Source organism: Streptomyces adustus (assembly GCF_009377175.1).
Lineage (GTDB): Bacteria > Actinomycetota > Actinomycetes > Streptomycetales > Streptomycetaceae > Streptomyces > Streptomyces adustus.
Window position 1 is genome coordinate 1 of sequence record NZ_VJZD01000200.1, and the last position, 18,131, is coordinate 18,131.

The 18,131-nt window shown below is 72.1% G+C and carries 15 protein-coding genes and 1 pseudogene; 8 read left to right on the forward strand and 8 right to left on the reverse strand.

What is annotated here, in order from left to right; all coding sequences use genetic code 11:
* Positions 1-43: 43 nt before the first annotated feature.
* The gene (locus tag FNH09_RS34380) at positions 44-5,014 is read right to left on the reverse strand and encodes an ATP-dependent helicase (protein ID WP_152893811.1); all 4,971 of its coding nucleotides are present in this window, start codon (positions 5,012-5,014) and stop codon (positions 44-46) included.
* A gap of 110 nt (positions 5,015-5,124) precedes the next feature.
* On the opposite strand from FNH09_RS34380, the gene FNH09_RS34385 reads away from it, so the two are divergent.
* The 3 genes from FNH09_RS34385 to FNH09_RS34395 are packed head-to-tail and all read left to right on the forward strand — an operon-like array spanning position 5,125 to position 7,126.
* Positions 5,125-6,063, forward strand: coding sequence for an AraC family transcriptional regulator (locus FNH09_RS34385; RefSeq protein ID WP_152893812.1), 939 nt, complete (start codon positions 5,125-5,127; stop codon positions 6,061-6,063).
* Positions 6,060-6,821: an AzlC family ABC transporter permease gene (locus FNH09_RS34390; protein ID WP_162469532.1), complete on the forward strand. Its 762-nt coding sequence runs from the start codon at positions 6,060-6,062 to the stop codon at positions 6,819-6,821. Before FNH09_RS34385 ends, FNH09_RS34390 begins: the two co-directional genes overlap by 4 nt.
* Positions 6,818-7,126: an AzlD domain-containing protein gene (locus FNH09_RS34395; RefSeq protein WP_152893813.1), complete on the forward strand. Its 309-nt coding sequence runs from the start codon at positions 6,818-6,820 to the stop codon at positions 7,124-7,126. The genes FNH09_RS34390 and FNH09_RS34395 overlap by 4 nt, the downstream gene beginning before the upstream one ends.
* Before the next feature lie 11 nt (positions 7,127-7,137).
* On the opposite strand, the gene FNH09_RS34400 is transcribed toward FNH09_RS34395, so the two are convergent.
* Positions 7,138-8,082 carry a prenyltransferase/squalene oxidase repeat-containing protein gene (locus FNH09_RS34400; protein WP_152893814.1) on the reverse strand — a complete coding sequence of 315 codons (945 nt, stop codon included), beginning with the start codon at positions 8,080-8,082 and terminating at the stop codon, positions 7,138-7,140.
* A gap of 81 nt (positions 8,083-8,163) precedes the next feature.
* Between FNH09_RS34400 and FNH09_RS34405 the strand changes: the two genes are divergently transcribed.
* Both FNH09_RS34405 and FNH09_RS34410 read left to right on the forward strand, forming a co-directional pair.
* Positions 8,164-8,355 (forward strand): DUF3046 domain-containing protein, encoded by a 192-nt coding sequence (locus FNH09_RS34405; protein WP_152893815.1) that lies wholly within the window; start codon positions 8,164-8,166, stop codon positions 8,353-8,355.
* Between the two features lie 60 nt (positions 8,356-8,415).
* Positions 8,416-9,687: an AI-2E family transporter gene (locus FNH09_RS34410; RefSeq protein ID WP_162469533.1), complete on the forward strand. Its 1,272-nt coding sequence runs from the start codon at positions 8,416-8,418 to the stop codon at positions 9,685-9,687.
* 24 nt (positions 9,688-9,711) lie between these two features.
* Here FNH09_RS34410 and FNH09_RS34415 read toward each other — a convergent pair whose 3' ends face one another.
* Positions 9,712-10,632, reverse strand: coding sequence for a hypothetical protein (locus FNH09_RS34415; RefSeq protein ID WP_238427285.1), 921 nt, complete (start codon positions 10,630-10,632; stop codon positions 9,712-9,714).
* Between the two features lie 371 nt (positions 10,633-11,003).
* Here FNH09_RS34415 and recA point away from each other — a divergent pair, with 371 nt between their 5' ends.
* The 3 genes from recA to FNH09_RS34430 all read left to right on the forward strand — a co-directional run bounded on the left by recA (position 11,004) and on the right by FNH09_RS34430 (position 14,232).
* The gene (recA, locus tag FNH09_RS34420; protein ID WP_152893816.1) at positions 11,004-12,137 is read left to right on the forward strand and encodes a recombinase RecA; all 1,134 of its coding nucleotides are present in this window, start codon (positions 11,004-11,006) and stop codon (positions 12,135-12,137) included.
* Between the two features lie 3 nt (positions 12,138-12,140).
* Complete coding sequence (gene recX, locus FNH09_RS34425) at positions 12,141-13,019, forward strand: recombination regulator RecX (RefSeq protein ID WP_338017776.1); 879 nt, start codon at positions 12,141-12,143, stop codon at positions 13,017-13,019.
* Positions 13,020-13,260: 241 nt separating this feature from the next.
* Positions 13,261-14,232: a sugar ABC transporter substrate-binding protein gene (locus FNH09_RS34430; RefSeq protein WP_152893817.1), complete on the forward strand. Its 972-nt coding sequence runs from the start codon at positions 13,261-13,263 to the stop codon at positions 14,230-14,232.
* 158 nt (positions 14,233-14,390) lie between these two features.
* On the opposite strand, the gene FNH09_RS34435 is transcribed toward FNH09_RS34430, so the two are convergent.
* The 5 genes and pseudogenes from FNH09_RS34435 to FNH09_RS34455 form a co-directional block, all read right to left on the reverse strand.
* A complete protein-coding gene (locus tag FNH09_RS34435; RefSeq protein WP_162469534.1) occupies positions 14,391-14,840 on the reverse strand; it encodes a hypothetical protein in 450 nt (149 codons plus the stop codon).
* A 3-nt stretch (positions 14,841-14,843) separates the two neighbouring features.
* Entirely contained in the window at positions 14,844-16,487 is a 1,644-nt protein-coding gene (ctaD, locus tag FNH09_RS34440) for an aa3-type cytochrome oxidase subunit I (protein ID WP_338017777.1), read from the reverse strand.
* A gap of 394 nt (positions 16,488-16,881) precedes the next feature.
* On the reverse strand, positions 16,882-17,547 hold the full coding sequence (locus FNH09_RS34445) for a vitamin K epoxide reductase family protein (RefSeq protein WP_152893818.1): 666 nt from the start codon (positions 17,545-17,547) through the stop codon (positions 16,882-16,884).
* Positions 17,544-17,957: a hypothetical protein gene (locus tag FNH09_RS47280; protein WP_162469536.1), complete on the reverse strand. Its 414-nt coding sequence runs from the start codon at positions 17,955-17,957 to the stop codon at positions 17,544-17,546. The genes FNH09_RS34445 and FNH09_RS47280 overlap by 4 nt, the downstream gene beginning before the upstream one ends.
* A gap of 41 nt (positions 17,958-17,998) precedes the next feature.
* Positions 17,999-18,131, reverse strand: a pseudogene (locus tag FNH09_RS34455) (nitroreductase/quinone reductase family protein); the annotation flags it as partial.

The following is an 18,131-nucleotide window of genomic DNA, read 5'->3' on the forward strand; positions in this document are numbered from 1 at the left end:
GGTGCGGGGAGGGGCGGTCGCCGATGGCTTCGGACCGGCCGGCTCAGGCCCGTAGCCGCAGGCCCCGGGGTGTGGCGATGAAACCCGCTCCTTCCAGCAGCGCGCCGATGGGTGAGGTCAGGGCCGAGGCGCCGTTGACGCGCTCCACGGTGACCGTGCCGAGGGAACCCTCCCGGGCGGCAGCGGCGAGCGCCTGCGCCGCCTCCCGCAGGCGGGGGTCGTCGGCGGCTTCGCCGTCCGGGTCCTCGGGCCAGGCCAGCAGGGTCTTGCCGCCGCGCTCCATGTAGATCGCCGGCTCGCCGTCGACCAGCACCACCAGGGAGCCCGCCTTGCGGCCGGGCTTGTGCCCGGCGCCGCTCGGGGGCTCCGGCCAGGAGAGGGCGGCGCCGTAGGCGTTCGCGGGGTCGGCGGCCGCCAGGACCACGGCTCGGGAGCCGGGGGCGGGAGCGGGACGGACGCGGCGGCCGGGAAAGGCGGATCCCGCGCCGTACGGGACGCTGGGGCCACCTCGGGGGCCGCCCGCGCCGGGCGGGGCGAAGTCGCGCGGCGAGAGATGGTCGCCGGGCCCGGCGAAGGCGTCCTGTCCGGCGAAGGCGTCCGACGCGGCGAAGGCGTCCGACGCGGCGAAGGCGTCCGACGCGGCGAGGGTGCCGAAGTCCGGTGTACCGAAGTCCGAGGAGTGGAAGTTCGGGGAGCCCAGGTCGTCACCGTCCGTGTAGGTGAAGCCGTCGAGGGAGCCGGGGGCGGACGTCCGGTCCGACAGGCTCTCTCCGCGTTCGCGGGCGTTGGCCACCGCGCGCAGACGGTCCACCGCGCCGTCCATCGCGAACTGGGCCGCGCCGAGCCCCTCGACGACATAACCGCGCCGTGCCTGACCGCTGTCCTCGAAGGCGGACAGAACGCGGTAGACCGCGGAGAACCCGCCCTCGACGCCTTCCGCGGCGACCGCACCCCGGGTCACCACCCCGTGCCGGTCCAGAAGGGTGCGGGCCAGCGCGTGGGCCCGCACCGTGGACTCCGGTTCGCGTTGCGGGAGCAGCGACCAGCGGCCGGCGACGGTCGGCGGGCCGCCGCGGGAGGCGGGGCGGGCGGCCGCCGTCAGCGAGCCGTAGCGCCCGCGCGGCACGGTGCGTCTGGCGCGGTGCGCGGTGGAGCCCGCGGTACGTCCCGAGCCGAGGAGGGAGCGCATGGGCGCCAGCGTGTCGTTCGTGAGCCGGCCGGACCAGGCCAGATCCCAGATCGCGTCGGCCAGTTGGGGATCCGTGGCGTCGGGGTGGGTGGTGGCGCGGACCTGGTCGGCGATCTGACGGAAGAACAGTCCGTAGCCCCCGGAGAGGGAGTCCAGCACGGACTGGTGGAGCGCCGTCGGCTCCAGCGGGTGGGGCGGGGGCAGCAGCAGCGGGGCAGCGTCCGCCAGATACAGGGAGATCCAGCCGTCCTTGCCGGGCAGCGCTCCCGCTCCGGCCCACACCACCTCGCCGGCGGAGGTGAGTTCGTCGAGCAGCGCGGGGGTGTAGTGCGCGACCCGGGACGGCAGGATCAGCTTCTCCAGAGCGGACGCGGGCACCGACGCGCCCTGCAACTGCTCCACCGCACGCACCAGTCCGTCGATGCCGCGCAGCCCGTGCCCCTTGCCGATGTGCTGCCACTGGGGGAGGAACTGGGCGAGCGCCGGCGGGCTCACCGGCTCCAGCTCGTGCCGCAGCGCCGCCAGCGAACGGCGGCGCAGTCGGCGCAGGACGGTCGCGTCGCACCACTCCTGACCGATCCCGGCGGGATGGAACTCGCCCTGTACGACCCGCCCGGACGCCGCCAGCCGCTGGAGGGCGCCCTCGGTGACCGCGACGCCCAGACCGAAGCGGGCCGCCGCCGTGACGGAGGTGAACGGGCCGTGCGTACGGGCGTAGCGGGCGAGGAGGTCGCCGAGCGGGTCCTTGACCGGCTCGGTGAACGCCTCGGGGACCCCGACCGGAAGCGCCGTACCCAGGGCGTCGCGCAGCCGGCCCGCGTCCTCGATCGCCGCCCAGTGGTCCGCCCCGGCGACGCGCACCCGAATCGCGCGGCGGGCGGCGGCCAGCTCCTGCGCCCACTGCGGTTCGGCGCCGCGCTCGGCCAGTTCGACGTCGGTGAGCGGCCCGAGCAGACGCAACAGGTCCGCGACGCCCTCGGCGTCCTTGACCCGCCGGTCCTCGGTGCGCCACTGGAGCTCGCGCTCCAGCTCGGCCAGCACCTCGGCGTCGAGCAGTTCCCGCAGCTCCGCCTGGCCGAGCAGCTCGGCCAGCAGCCGCGAGTCCAACGAGAGCGCGGCCGCGCGGCGCTCGGCGAGCGGTGAGTCGCCCTCGTAGAGGAACTGGGCGACGTAGCCGAACAGCAGGGAGCGGGCGAACGGGGACGGCTCCGGGGTGGTGACCTCGACCAGACGCACCTTCCGGGACTCCAGGTCGCCCATCAGCTCGACGAGACCGGGAACGTCGAAGACGTCCTGGAGGCATTCGCGGACCGCTTCCAGCACGATCGGGAACGAACCGAACTCGCTCGCCACCTCCAGCAGTTGGGCGGCACGCTGGCGCTGCTGCCAGAGCGGGGTGCGCTTGCCCGGGTTGCGGCGAGGCAGCAGCAGGGCGCGCGCCGCGCACTCGCGGAAGCGGGACGCGAACAGGGCCGAACCGCCCACCTGGTCGGTGACGACCCGGTCGACCTCGCCCTTGTCGAAGACGACGTCCGCCGCGCCGACCGGAGCCTGGTCGGCGTCGTACTCCGTACCCGCCTTCATCGGTGCCTGGTCGAGCAGGTCCAGGCCCATCAGGTCGGCGTCGGGAAGGCGCAGCACGATGCCGTCGTCGGCGTGCATGACCTGTGCGTCCATGCCGTACCGCTCGGCGAGGCGGGCACCGAGGGCGAGCGCCCACGGGGCGTGGACCTGGGCGCCGAAGGGGGAGTGCACGACGACCCGCCAGTCGCCGAGCTCGTCGCGGAAGCGCTCCACGACGATCGTGCGGTCGTCCGGGACATGGCCGCAGGCCTCGCGCTGCTCGTCCAGGTAGGTCAGCACGTTGTCCGCGGCCCAGGCGTCCAGACCGGCGGTGAGCAGGCGCAGCCGGGCGTCCTGTTTCGGCAGCGAGCCGACCTCGCGCAGGAACGCGCCCAGCGCGCGACCCAGTTCGAGCGGCCGACCCAGCTGGTCGCCCTTCCAGAAGGGCAGCCGGCCCGGTACCCCGGGGGCGGGGGAGACCAGGACCCGGTCGCGGGTGATGTCCTCGATGCGCCAGGAGCTGGTGCCCAGCGTGAAGACGTCCCCCACCCGGGACTCGTAGACCATCTCCTCGTCCAGTTCGCCGACCCGGCCGCCGCCCTTCTTCGGGTCTGCGCCGGCCAGGAACACGCCGAACAGGCCGCGGTCGGGGATCGTGCCACCGGAGGTGACGGCGAGGCGCTGCGCACCCGGGCGGCCGGTGATCGTGCCCGCGACCCGGTCCCACACCACGCGCGGGCGCAGCTCCGCGAAGGCATCCGACGGGTAGCGGCCGGCGAGCATGTCGAGGACCGCGGTGAACGCCGACTCCGGCAGCGAGGCGAACGGGGCGGCGCGGCGGACCGCGGCGAGCAGGTCGTCGACCTGCCAGGTGTCCATGGACGTCATCGCGACCACCTGCTGGGCCAGCACGTCCAGGGGATTGGCGGGGACCTTCAGGGACTCGATGGCGCCCACGCGCATCCGCTCGGTGACCACGGCGGCCTGGACCAGGTCACCGCGGTACTTCGGGAACACCACGCCGGTGGAGACGGCGCCCACCTGGTGTCCCGCGCGGCCGACGCGCTGGAGGCCGGAGGCGACGGACGGCGGCGACTCGACCTGGACGACCAGGTCGACGGCGCCCATGTCGATGCCGAGTTCGAGACTGGAGGTGGCGACGACGGCCGGCAGCCGGCCCGCCTTCAGGTCCTCCTCGACGAGGGAGCGCTGTTCCTTGGACACCGAGCCGTGATGGGCGCGCGCGATGACTGGCGGGGCGCCCTGGGCCGCTCCCGAGCCGCCCATGAGCTCGGCGGGCGCGTGGTGTTCGGCGAGGGGCTCGCCGGTGGCCCGCTCATAGGCGATCTCGTTGAGCCGGTTGCACAGACGTTCCGCGAGACGGCGGGAGTTGGCGAAGACGATCGTGGACCGGTGGGACTGCACGAGGTCGGCGATCCGCTCCTCCACGTGCGGCCAGATCGAAGGACGCTCCTTGCCCTCGGAGCCGTCGGCGACGGGAGAGCCGCCCAGCTCCGCGAGGTCCTCGACCGGGACGACGACCGAGAGGTCGAACTCCTTGCCCGACTTCGGCTGGACGATCTCCACCTTGCGGCGGGGGGAGAGATAGCGCGCGACCTCGTCCACCGGGCGGACGGTCGCCGAGAGGCCGATCCGGCGGGCCGGCCTCGGCAGGATCTCGTCCAGCCGCTCCAGGGAGAGCGCCAGGTGCGCGCCCCGCTTGGTGCCCGCCACCGCGTGCACCTCGTCGAGGATCACCGTCTCGATGCCGGTCAGCGCGTCGCGGGTGGCCGACGTCAGCATCAGGAAGAGGGACTCCGGGGTGGTGATCAGGATGTCCGGCGGCCGGGTGGCCAGCGCGCGGCGCTCCGCGGGCGGTGTGTCGCCGGAGCGGATGCCGACCTTCACCTCGGGCTCGGGCAGGCCCAGGCGCACGGATTCCTGGCGGATGCCGGTCAACGGGCTGCGCAGATTGCGCTCGACGTCGACCGCGAGCGCCTTCAGCGGGGAGACGTACAGCACCCGGCAGCGCTTGCGGGGGTCGGCCGGGGGCGGGGTGGAGGCGAGCTGGTCCAGGGCGGCGAGGAACGCGGCCAGCGTTTTTCCCGAGCCGGTCGGGGCGACCACCAGCACGTCCGAGCCCTCGCGGATGGCCTGCCACGCGCCCGCCTGGGCCGCGGTGGGCGCGGAGAACGCCCCCGTGAACCAGCCGCGGGTCGCGGGGGAGAAGCCGTCGAGGGCTCGGTGTGCGGAGCTGACCATGCGTCCATCCTGCACCCGGCCACTGACAATCGCCCTGACCTGCGCGGATACCCCTCCGTTCGCGGGACCCGGCGATCGCCGTGGGGTCGGCCGTGGCGGAGAATGAGCCCATGGCAGGTTCGGGCGAGCGGGCACGGCACTGGCAGTACGCGGAACTGCCGGGGGTCGATCTGCTGCGCGCCCGGTACGTGCGCAAGACCTTCGTGCGGCACACCCACGAGAACTTCGTGATCGCCGCCATCGCCGAGGGCGTGGAGGTCTTCCACCACGGCGGCGGCGACCAGTACGCGGGTGCCGGGGCGCTGGCCCTGGTCAACCCCGACACCCCGCACACCGGGCGCGCGGGGGTGCCCGAGGGCTGGCGGTACGGGGCCGTGTACCCCTCGCCGGAGCTCGTGGCGGAGATAGCGGCCGAGACGACCGTCCTGCGGGGCACCCCGGGATTCGTCAGTCCCGTACTCGACGACCCGTACACCGTCGGACTGGTGCACCAGGTGCTGCGTGCCGCGGACGAGGGGAACGCACTGGCCGCCGACACCCTGCTGAGGGTCGCGGTGACCCGGCTGCTCCGGCTGAACGGCGGCCCGCTGCCACGGCGCGAGGTACGCACCGCGGGCGCCCGGACCGCGGCACGCGCGCGTGCCGTGCTGGAGGACCGGATGGCCGGGCCGCCGACCCTGGAGCAGCTGGCGGCCGACCTCGGGACCAGCCCGTTCGCGCTGCTCCGCGCGTTCCGGGACGTCTACGGGATGCCGCCGCACACCTGGCTGACGGACGCCCGGGTGCGCCGGGCGCGGCGGCTGCTGGACGAGGGGACGGCGCCCGCGGAAACCGCGATCGCGGTCGGGTTCGCCGACCAGCCGCACCTCAACCGCCACTTCGCGCGGATCGTGGGCGTGCCCCCGGGCGCCTACCAGCGCGAGCGCAAGGGCGTGCACGAGCGTGCGGGCGTGACCGAGCGTGCGGGCGTGCGCGAGCGCATGGGCGTATACGAGCGCAAGAACGTACAAGACGCGCGGCGGCGGCCGTCCGTACCGTCCGGAACGTGACAGAACAGACAGCACTCGCGGACAGTCGCGCCGGGCACGGGGAGAAACCCGACGGCGCCGTCGTACGGGACGCCCTCGGAGTCGGGGTCGCCGTAGGACTGTCCGGCTTCGCCTTCGGGGTGACCTCGGCCGGCAGCGGGCTCACACCGGTGCAGACCTGCGTCCTCAGCCTGCTGGTGTTCACCGGGGCGTCCCAGTTCGCGCTGGTGGGGGCCCTCGCGGCCGGCGGCAACCCGCTCACGGCCGCCGCGGGCGCGTTCTTCCTGGGGGTGCGCAACGCGTTCTACGGACTGCGTCTGTCACAGCTGCTGGCCCTTCCGCGCGCCGTGCGTCCGTTCGCCGCCCACTGGGTGATCGACGAGACGACCGCCGTCGCGCTGGCGCAGCCGACCCGGCGCAGCGCCCGCCTGGGGTTCACCGTCACCGGGCTCAGCCTGTACCTGCTGTGGAACCTCACCACCCTGCTCGGCGCGCTGGGCGCCGAGGCCATCGGGGACACCGGCGCCTGGGGTCTCGACGCGGCCGGACCCGCGGTCTTCCTGGCGCTCCTGGCCCCGATGCTGAGGTCCACCACCGAGCGGGCCGTCGCGGGCCTCGCGGTCCTGCTCGGCCTCGGGCTGCTGTCGGTACTGCCCGCGGGAGTGCCCGTCCTGGTGGCCGCGCTCGCGGCGCCGGCCGTCCTCTACGTGACCGGTCGCCGCCGGGGCGGGGCGCGTGACCTCGCGGAACCCGGCCCTGTGGAGAAGGAGGACCGTTGAACACGTGGATCGCCATCGGCGCGACCGCCCTCGGCTGCTACGCCGCCAAACTCGCCGGACTGCTCGTCCCCGCGGGGGCACTCGAGCGCCCGCTCGTCCGGCGGCTCGCCGCGCTGCTGCCGGTCGCCCTGCTCGCCGCCCTCACGGCCCAGCAGACCTTCGCCGACGGGCACACGCTCGTGCTGGACGCCAGGGCCGCGGGGCTTGCCGCGGCCGCGGTGGCGCTCGTGCTGCGCGCGCCGTTCCTGCTGGTCGTCGCGGCAGCCGTGGTGGTGACCGCGGGAGTGCGCGCCATGGGCGGCTGAGCGCGGCCCGGTCAGCCGACCGAGCGGCCGTACGCCCTGAGGGTGCGCAGCGCCTCGACGGTCACCATCGGACGGGCCTCCAGGGCGGGGCCCGCGGCCCACTGCCGCCAGCGCAGGGGCCAGCCGCCGTCCTCCCGCTGCTCGCTCGCGAGGAAGTCCAGCGAGCGGCTCACTTCCTCGTCCGTGAACCACGCGCGCGCGAGGGAACGCGGGGTGCGGGCGTAGTCGTGCGGGAAGTGGTGCTCGCCCGGGGCGTAGCCCGGCGCGACGGGGTACGTGTCGAGGCGGTCCGGGTCCAGGGCCACCAGGCGCTGCTCACGCACCAGGCGGCCCAGACGGTCGGCGGCCGCCTCCGCGCGCGGGCGGTCGGGAGCGGAGTCCAGGAAGGCCACGGCGGCCTCGATCTCGTAGGGGTGGGACTTGTCCAGGGATTCGATCTGCTGCCAGCAGAAGTCCGTGGCCCGGAACAGCCAGGCATGCCACACCTCGTTGCGGTGCAGCACACCCACCACCGGCCCGGTGGCCAGGAGTTCGCTGGGCGGCTGGTCCACGACCGGGACGAAGGGCGCCGCCGGGTAGCCGCGCTGGCTGGGGTGGACGGCGGGCAGGGCGCCGTCCGGCGTGGAGACGGCGGTCAGGTAGCGGCACACGCGTTCCACCCGCTGGCCGCCGCAGCGTCCGATGGCGTCCAGGACGCGCAGGGCGTGCGCGGTGTGCAGCGGCTGGCTGACCGGGCCGCGCAGATCGGGTTCCAGCGCGTTGCCGTACCCGCCGTCCTGGTTGCGGTAGGCGTCCAGCGCCGTCTCCACCGGATCGGGACTGCCGTTGAGGAAGTGATACGCGAAGAGGCGCTGCTCCAGCACGCGCGCGGTGAGCCAGACGAACTGCTCGGCGCGGAAGAGCGGGGAACGGGCCGGGGGTGTCGAGGGGGGTGCGGAAGCTCCTGTTGCGGACATGCGTCAGACCGTAGGGCGGAAAGCGTTCTCGGCAAGCGGTCCCGGCGCGGGCCCACCCCCAGGGGGCTGGATACTGGAGTCATGCGGTTGACGGTCTTCTGGCAGCGGATGGCGGAGCACTTCGGTGCGGGCGCCGAGACGTTCGCACGCGATCATGTGATGTCGGAACTCGGCGGGCGCACGGTGCACGAGGCACTGGCGGCCGGCTGGGCGGCCAAGGACGTGTGGCGGGTGGTCTGCACCGTGATGGGCGTACCGCAGGAGAAGCGCTGAACAGCCACGAAGATCGGCATGCGGTGACCGGTTGTCGGTGGCGTGGGCGAGACTTGGTCCGTGGCACCCACTGACGAGACCGGACAGTCCGCCCCGCACACCTCCCCGTACGGCACGACGCCGCCGGCCCCGCCGGCGGACGCGGCCACCGGGGCGGCCGCACGCATGCCCCGCTGGCTGCCGCGCGCCATGGTGCTCGCGCTCTCACTCATCGCTGTGTTCCAGCTCGGCAGTTGGGCCTTCCACCAGCTGATCGGACTGCTGATCAACATAGTCATCGCGTTCTTCCTGGCGCTCGCCATAGAACCCGCGGTGAGCTGGATGGCCGCCCACGGCATGCGCAGGGGGCTCGCCACCTTCCTGGTGTTCTTCGGGCTGTTGATCGTCACCGCCGGATTCGTCGTGCTGCTCGGATCCATGCTCGCCGGGCAGATCATCAAGATGATCGAGGGCTTCCCGGACTATCTCGACTCGGTCATCAACTGGATCAACACCACGTTCCACACCCACCTCAGACGGGTCGATGTCCAGGAGGGACTGCTCCACTCCGACTGGCTGAGGAGGTACGCGCAGAACAGCGCCGCGGGTGTGCTGGACGTGTCCACGCAGGTGCTCGGCGGCCTCTTCCGGCTGCTGACGGTCGCGCTGTTCTCCTTCTACTTCGCCGCCGACGGGCCACGGCTGCGCCGCACCATCTGCTCCGTGCTGCCGCCCGCCCGACAGGCCGAGGTGCTGCGCGCCTGGGAGATCGCCGTCGACAAGACCGGCGGCTATCTGTATTCGCGCGGGCTGATGGCGCTGATCTCGGGCGTCGCCCACTACATCCTGCTGGAGGCCCTGGGCATCCCGTACGCGCCGGTGCTCGGTCTGTGGGTGGGTGTGGTCTCGCAGTTCGTCCCCACCATCGGCACGTATCTCGCGGGCGCCCTGCCCATGTTGATCGCCTTCACCGTCAACCCCTGGTACGCGGTGTGGGTGCTGGGCTTCGTCGTGATCTACCAGCAGTTCGAGAACTACGTGTTGCAGCCCAAGTTGACCCAGAAGACCGTCGACATCCATCCCGCGCTCGCCTTCGGGTCGGTCGTGGCGGGCACCGCCCTGCTCGGCGCGGTCGGCGCGCTGATCGCCATCCCCGCGGTCGCCACGTTGCAGGCGTTCCTCGGCGCGTATGTGAAGCGCTACGCCGTCACGGACGATCCCCGGGTGCACGGGCACCGACGACGTGGCGAGGGTTCCAGTCTGTTCACGCGCGCGTGGCAGCTGGCGCGGCGGTCCCCGGACACCCGGTCCGGTGAAGGTTCCGTCCAGGAGGCCGACCGGGAGTCCGAATGACGCGCGGAGAGCCCGGGGGGCCGGTCAGTACGTGAGGACCGCCCACACCCCGGCGGCGGCGACGGCGGCGGCGTAGCAGCCGACGCCCACGGCCACGATCCGGTGCCGGACCTGCTCGCTCCAGGACGTGCGGGACAGCAGCCAGGCCAGCGCGGGCAGGACCAGGACCGCGTGCAGGCTGACCCCGTGCAGCGGCTTCAGCGCGGCCGTCGAGTGGTAGGCGGCCTCCTGATGGCCGGTACGGGTGAGCACGACCCCGCGCGCGATCATCGCGGCGCCCGAGGCCAGCGCGACGAGCAGGACCGCGAACCCGGAGCGCACCGCCAGCGGCATCCCCGCGGGACCGGTCGGCCGGTTCCGGAAGGACGAGACCGCGAACAGGGCCAGCAGCACCACGAGGACACCCCCGCCCACCGCGAGCGTCATGGACACCGCCGTGTCGAAGGGGGTCTCCATGTTCAGATGCGAGGGCACCCGGCGCCACGCCTGGAGGGTGATCCCGCCGACCTCCACGACGCAGTCCGCGGCGAAGACGGTCAGCAGCCCGGAGCGCAGCCGGCGCCCCATGCGCAGATACGACGTGACCCAGGCGACCGTGATCAGCGTCACGCCGAAGGACAGTCCGAAGGTCACCGGCTTGCGCCAGGAGACGGGGCCGTCCCAGGGGCCGCCGTCGACGGCGAACACCAGCAGATGCAGGAGCCCGGAGAGAACCAGGACCAGGCCGGTCGCCAGGTGGAGGCGGTCCACCGCCGGGCCCGGAAGGCCGGGGGAGCGGTGCGGGATCGGGCCCGGAGGGTCGAGGGGGCGGTCCGCGGCCGGGCCCGGAGGGTCGAGGGCGGCGCCGGGGAGGCCGTGCCCGCGGCCGTTCGCACGGCTGTCCTTCCGGCCGTCTCGGTGGCCGGTCTCCCCGCTGCCGGGCATGGTCCCGTCGCTGCTGTTCATGGCTTGAGCCTCGCGGGAACGGCGCGTGCCGTCGTCGTCCGGCCGGAGGTGGTCGGCGTACGCCGGGGGAAGTAGCCGCGGGGGCCGTCCGGGTCGCCCGGGGCCTGCCGGGCGGCCCGGACGCCGGATCCGGGGCGCCGTCGGTACGTGAACGTAGGCTCGGAGGTGGCGCGTGGTGCGCTTGACACGAAAATCGAACATCCATTCTTATGGAAGCTCCGGCATGGCCCTCGGGTGGCATTTAGGCCCGGTTTGATGGGGTAGGTACCCGAGTTATCCACAGGCCGGACCGGCGTCGGGGCGCATTGTCAGTGGCAGGCGTTAGCGTCTTTGACGTGAAGCGATCGACTCAAGCAAACCGGGTGGAACCCATGGCAGGAACCGACCGCGAGAAGGCGCTCGACGCCGCGCTCGCACAGATTGAACGGCAATTCGGCAAGGGCGCGGTGATGCGCCTGGGCGAGCGGCCGAACGAGCCCATCGAGGTCATCCCCACCGGGTCGACCGCACTCGACGTCGCCCTGGGTGTCGGCGGCCTGCCGCGCGGCCGCGTGGTGGAGGTGTACGGCCCGGAGTCCTCCGGCAAGACGACCCTGACCCTGCACGCGGTGGCGAACGCGCAGAAGGCCGGCGGCCAGGTCGCCTTCGTCGACGCGGAGCACGCGCTCGACCCCGAGTACGCGAAGAAGCTCGGCGTCGACATCGACAACCTGATCCTGTCCCAGCCGGACAACGGCGAGCAGGCGCTGGAGATCGTGGACATGCTGGTCCGCTCCGGTGCGCTCGACCTCATCGTCATCGACTCCGTCGCCGCACTCGTCCCGCGCGCGGAGATCGAGGGCGAGATGGGCGACAGCCACGTGGGTCTCCAGGCCCGTCTGATGAGCCAGGCCCTGCGGAAGATCACCAGCGCGCTCAACCAGTCGAAGACGACGGCGATCTTCATCAACCAGCTCCGCGAGAAGATCGGCGTGATGTTCGGCTCCCCGGAGACCACGACCGGTGGCCGGGCGCTGAAGTTCTACGCCTCGGTGCGACTCGACATCCGCCGCATCGAGACGCTGAAGGACGGCACGGACGCGGTCGGCAACCGCACGCGCGTCAAGGTCGTCAAGAACAAGGTTGCGCCGCCCTTCAAGCAGGCCGAGTTCGACATCCTCTACGGCCAGGGCATCAGCCGTGAGGGCGGCCTGATCGACATGGGCGTGGAGAACGGCTTCGTCCGCAAGGCAGGTGCCTGGTACACCTACGAGGGCGACCAGCTCGGCCAGGGCAAGGAGAACGCGCGCAACTTCCTGAAGGACAACCCCGACCTGGCCAACGAGATCGAAAAGAAGATCAAGGAGAAGCTGGGCGTCGGCGTGCGGCCGGAGGAGCCCACCGCGCAGCCGGGCGCGGACGCGGCGGCCTCGGCGACCGCGGCCGCGGACGAGACCGCGAAGACCGTGCCCGCTCCCGCCGCTGCCAAGGCCACCAGGACCAAGACCGCGGCTGCCAAGAGCTGACCCGTGACACGACGAACCGACTGGGCCGAGTACGACCGCCTCGACGCCCCGCTCAGGCGGGGAAGGCGAGGTCGGGGCGGCCCCGAAGGCGTGGACAACGGCCCGTACGGGGGAGCCGACGAGGACGGACACGGGTACGAGGGGCCGGACGACGTCGGTTACGGGTACGGGGTGTCGGACGACGGTGGTCACGGCCACGGGGGGCCGGAGCACGACGCGTACGGGGGTGAGCCGGCGTCGCGCGAGGGCTCTGCGGGGCGCGGTGGACGCGGTCGTCGGCGGCGCGGTGCCGCGCAGCCGTCCGGCGGCCCACAGGACGAAGGCCCCTCCTCCTCGTCGAGGGCCGAGGCGGGGGAGTCCTCGGGAGACCCGGCTGAGCGGGCGCGGGCGATCTGTCTGCGCCTGCTCACCGGGACCCCGCGCACGCGCAAGCAGCTCGCGGACGCCCTGCGCAAGCGGGAGATCCCGGACGATGTCGCCGACGCGGTGCTGTCGCGGTTCGAGGAGGTCGGACTGATCGACGACGGCGCGTTCGCGGGTGCCTGGGTGGAGTCCCGGCACCACGGCCGGGGGCTGGCCCGGCGCGCTCTCGCCCAGGAACTGCGGACCAAGGGCGTCGACTCCACCCTGATCGACGAAGCCGTCGCCCGGCTCGACTCGGAGCAGGAGGAGACGACCGCGCGCGAACTCGTCGCCCGCAAGCTGCGTGCCACCCGCGGACTCGACCGCGACAGACGGCTGCGCCGCCTGGCCGGCATGCTCGCCCGCAAGGGCTACTCCCAGGGCCTGGCCCTGCGGGTGGTCCGACAGGCGCTGGAGGAGGAGGGCGAGGACGCGGAGTTCCTCGCCGACGGGGACCACTACGGAGACGACGAGGGCTGAGCCGTGGCGTGGGGTGCACTGCCCAAGATCCCTGCCGAGCCGTTTGACACTAGAGGCTGCTGCGCCGTGTGAGGGGTCTGTGACGCGCAGCATTACCTTGCGTTCCCGGGAGGGTGCCCTTCTTCGCCCCGGCTGTACCGTCTGCTGCCGTCCTGCGGTTCCGCGAACTTCTGTCGCCGTACGTCCCGATGGTCGTGGCATGCCGCTGCATTCCCGAATGCGCCCGAAAGGCGGCCCAGACATGCCCGTGCCCGCTCGCCCCCGAAGAGCGCTGGTCGCTTCTGCCCTCGGTACCAGCCTGCTGCTCAGCGGATGCGGCCTGGCACAGGACGCCGCCTCGGACGCGGTCACCGGGCCCCTCACCCTCGGCTTCGTCAACGGCGGCACCACGCAGTTCCACACCTGCCTCCAGGCTGCCGTGGAGGCGGAGGCGAAGAACAACCGGGCCAAGGTCTACACGGCCGACTCGCACCAGGACGCCGCCACCGAGCTGACCAACATCAAGGAAATGATCGCGAAGAAGGTCGACGCGCTGATCGTGCAGACCGTCGACGTCCGCGCCCTCAAGGACGACATCGCCAGGGCGAAGGCCTCGGGCATCCCGATCTTCCTGACCTCGGTCGTCCCCGACGACACGTCCGGCCTGCTCGGCGCCGTGGTGGTCGATCTGAAGAAGGTCGGCAGCCTCGACGCCGACTGGATCGGCGAGGACGCGGCCGGGAAGGACGTCCGGGTCGGCGTCGTGGCGGGCGCCCCCGGCGCCGCGTCCGACCTGCTCGTGGGCGGATTCAAGGGGGCCCTGCCGGCCAACGCCGAGGTGGTCGCGACCGGGGCCGGGATGTTCGACCCGGCACGGGCGCGGGAGGTCGCGAAAAGCATGATCAAGGACCATCCGGACCTCGACTACGTCTTCGTCGCGAACGAGGAGATGGCCTTCGCGGTCCGCAAGGCCTTCGACGCGGCCGGCGCCGCGGACGTCAAGATCGTGACGGTCAACGGCACCGACGAGGCCCTGGTCGCCCTCAAGGACGGCCGTTTCTCCGCCACGGTCGCCAACTCGGCCGCGGACACCGGCGCACTGGCCGTCACCAACGCCGTGGCCCTGCTGCGCGACGACGACCGGGTCGACAGGATCGCCCGGACGCCCCTCCGCCTGGTCACCAAGGACAACGCGGACACGGCCCCGCTCTACTGCCCGTCGAACGACCTGTGAGCAGGCGGTGATCGAGCTGCTGCCGACCAGGGGCGAGCGTCGGGCTCGGCATCCTGGGCGCAAGCGAGAAACGTCCCCTCTCGGAGCCGTCGGCTCCGCCACGGCCGCAGCTCGGTGAGAGCCGGGCCGGTGACGGTGGCCGCGACGGCATCCGTCGCTCAGTTCCCGCCGCCGGAGCCCACGGCCATCGCGACGGACGTGGTGACCACGGTGACGACCAGGCCGCAGGCGAGAAGAACCGCGAAAACGTATCGGGAGCGGTCGTCGCCCCGGCCGTGCCCGGGCAGGCCGGGGGCCAGTGCCGCCCAGTGTCGGACGGTCTCCCGGACCTCGTGACGGTGCTGCACGGCGGCACGGATCCGCAGGACGGCCGTGACGGTCGCGCCCGCCGTCGCCGTCGCGCACGCCGCCTGCCACGCCGCGCCGGCGAAGAGCAGTACGGCGATGGCGGCGAGCGTCGTCCAGCCCGTCAGACAGGCCGCAGCCGCGGTACGGCGGGAGACCGGCCGGTCGGCGCCCGCGCGCAGGTCGGCGACGGCAGGGACGTACCAGACGCAGCCGGCGGCGGTCAGCAGCGCGGCGCCCAGCGCCGGAACGGCCCCTGCCACGGCTCAGCCCACTTCCTCGAGTGCGGCGATCTCCGGGTGGTGCAGGTCGAAGGCCGGGGACTCGGAGCGGATGCGGGGCAGGGAGACGAAGTTGTGGCGCGGTGGCGGGCAGGAGGTGGCCCACTCCAGTGAGCGGCCGTAGCCCCAGGGGTCGTCGGTCTCGACCTTCGTCCCGTACTTCGCGGTCTTCCACACGTTGTAGAGGAACGGCAGGATCGACAGTCCCAGCAGGAACGAGCCGATGGTGGACAGGGTGTTGAGGGCGGTGAAGCCGTCGGCGGCGAGGTAGTCGGCGTAGCGGCGGGGCATGCCCTCGACGCCGAGCCAGTGCTGGACCAGGAAGGTCAGGTGGAAACCGGCCGTCAGCGTCCAGAAGGTGATCTTGCCGAGGCGCTCGTCGAGCATCTTGCCGGTGAACTTGGGCCACCAGAAGTGGAAGCCGGCGAACATCGCGTACACGACCGTACCGAAGACCGTGTAGTGGAAGTGCGCGACCACGAAGTACGAGTCGGACAGGTGGAAGTCCATCGGCGGCGAGGCGAGGATCACGCCGGTCAACCCGCCGAAGACGAAGGTGATCAGGAAGCCGGTGGCCCACAGCATCGGTGTCTCGAAGCTCAGGGAGCCCTTCCACATGGTGCCGATCCAGTTGAAGAACTTCACGCCGGTCGGGACCGCGATCAGAAAGGTCATGAAGGAGAAGAAGGGAAGCAGGACACCGCCGGTGACGTACATGTGATGGGCCCACACGGTCACGGACAGGCCCGCGATGGCGATGGTGGCGCTGATCAGGCCCATGTAGCCGAACATCGGCTTGCGGGCGAAGACCGGGATCACCTCGGAGACGATGCCGAAGAACGGCAGGGCGAGGACGTACACCTCCGGGTGGCCGAAGAACCAGAACAGGTGCTGCCACAGCAGCGCGCCCCCGTTGGCCGCGTCGAAGACGTGGGAGCCGAACTTGCGGTCGCACTCCAGCGCGAACAGCGCGGCGGCCAGCACCGGGAAGATGATCAGGACCAGGACGCCGGTCAGCAGCACGTTCCAGGTGAAGATCGGCATCCGGAACATGGTCATGCCCGGCGCGCGCATGCAGATGATCGTGGTGATGAAGTTGACCGCGCCGAGAATGCTCCCGAAGCCGGACAGGGCGACGCCCATGATCCACAGGTCGGCGCCCATGCTCGGCGAGTGGACGGCGTCGGACAGCGGCGCGTACAGGAACCAGCCGAAGTCGGCGGCGCCGCCCGGGGTGAGGAAGCCGAACGCGGCGATCGACGAGCCGAACAGGAACAGCCAGTAGGCCAGCATGTTCAGCCGGGGGAAGGCCACGTCCGGGGCACCGATCTGCAACGGCATGATCCAGTTGGCGAAGCCGGTGAACAGGGGCATCGCGAACATCAGCAGCATGATCGAGCCGTGCATGGTGAAGGCCTGGTTGAACTGCTCGTTCGACATGATCTGCAGGCCGGGACGGGCGAGCTCGGCGCGCATCACCAGCGCCAGCACGCCGCCGACGAGGAAGAACGCGAACGCCGTGACCAGGTACATCGTCCCGATCTTCTTGTGGTCGGTGGTCGTCAGCCAGTCCGTCCACGCGGGCCGGGGTGCCGGTCCTGCCACAGGTCCGGATGGACCGTCTGCCACGGCGACGCCGGCGCCCGGCCGTGCGGTCCCCGGCTGTTGTATCTCGTCCACCGGACGGTGTCCTCCCCATCAGTCGATATCGGCCGGTCGGTGCCGATCGGTTGATATCGATCGGCAGATGTCGACAGTCGATGTCGATTGGTTGATGTCGATTGGTGCTGTCGTCGACGTGCCGGGAAGGACCTGAAGTGCGGGAATGGACCTGGCCCTTCCCGGCCGCCGTCCCATGATCGGCTGTGGGGCCCCCGGCCCGGATAGAGCCCAACAGCCCCTGTCCGGTCCCGCCGATAGGGCCCAACGGCCCCTCTTCGCCCCGATGGAGCGCCGGCTCCCGCTCCTCGGCATGGCGGGCCGCCTCGACATCCGAGGAGACCCGGCCGGCAGACGGAGGGTTTCAGAGCAGCGTCTGCCAGTGGTCCCACCAGCGTGTGGCGATCAGCATCACGATGCCCAGACACCAGGTGACCGGCACCACCCAGTGGAACTCCAGCGCACCCGCGACCACTTCCCGGGGCGCGCGGACGATCCCGTGCCGAAGGTTGTGCGCGGTGGTGTACCAGAACATGGCGATGGTGGCCGCCCAGGCCAGGCAGCACCACAGGCACAACGCGCCGATCTCGTACAGCGCCTGGGTCATGAGCCACATGCAGAAGCCCGCGCCGAACAGCGTGCCGACGTTCAGACCCAGCCAGAACCACCGGCGGAAACGGGCCCCGGCCAGCAGTGCGAACCCGACGGCGACGACCACCGGATAGGTGAGGAGGCCCAGCAACGGGTTCGGAAAGCCGAACACGGACGCCTGGGCGCTCTTCATCACGTCGGAGCAGGACAGGATCGGGCTGAGGTTGCACGAGGGTGAGAAGTGCGGGTCCTGTAGCAGTTGGAACTTGTCGACGGTGATCACGAAGGAGGCGAGGATGCCGAGCGCGCCGGAGACGATCAGCAGCCAGGCGAAGGCACGGGAGGCTCCGGTGCCGCCCGCCGGCACGGTGCTCCGCTCACGCCCGCCACCATCCGTCCCGGTGGTGAGGTGGTGCACGGTCGTGGTGGTGCCGGTCATCGGGATGTTCCCGCCTCACTGGTTTCAGGGGTGGGCCACGGACCCACGGTGGCCGACGAGTCGCCGCTGCCGCGTGGAACGTCGTCGCGGTCCGGTTCCGGCGCGATGCGCATGCCTTCGCGCGCTGCGCCCTGGGGCCATACGACGTCGACCGGAACGGCGTGCGCACGGGCGTACGCCACCAGATGCGCGGTGGCGTCCCGGCCGCTGGACGGCGAGCCGTCCCACACGGCCAGCAGATGCCGGCATCCCGCGATCATCCGTTCGTCCGCGCCGACGCATGCGTCGCGGTCGCCCGGGTCGTACGCCAGCAGGCGCACCTGCTGGGCGAGGTCCAGCAGGGCGCCGGTGACCGTCCGGTCCTGCGCCGGCAGCAGCGCGGGCACCATCCCCTGCGTGGGGGTGACCACGACCAGACGGTGTCCCGCCGCCCGCACCGCCCGCCCGAACGCAAGGGCGCCTCCGGGTGCGCGAGCAGGTTGTGGGTCCAGGCGGGATGGTCGTCGCGGCCGAAGTTGGAGCCGACCAGGAGCCAGCCGCGACCGTCCTCCTGCGGCACGCACGCCAGCGGGGTGTGCCGGGGC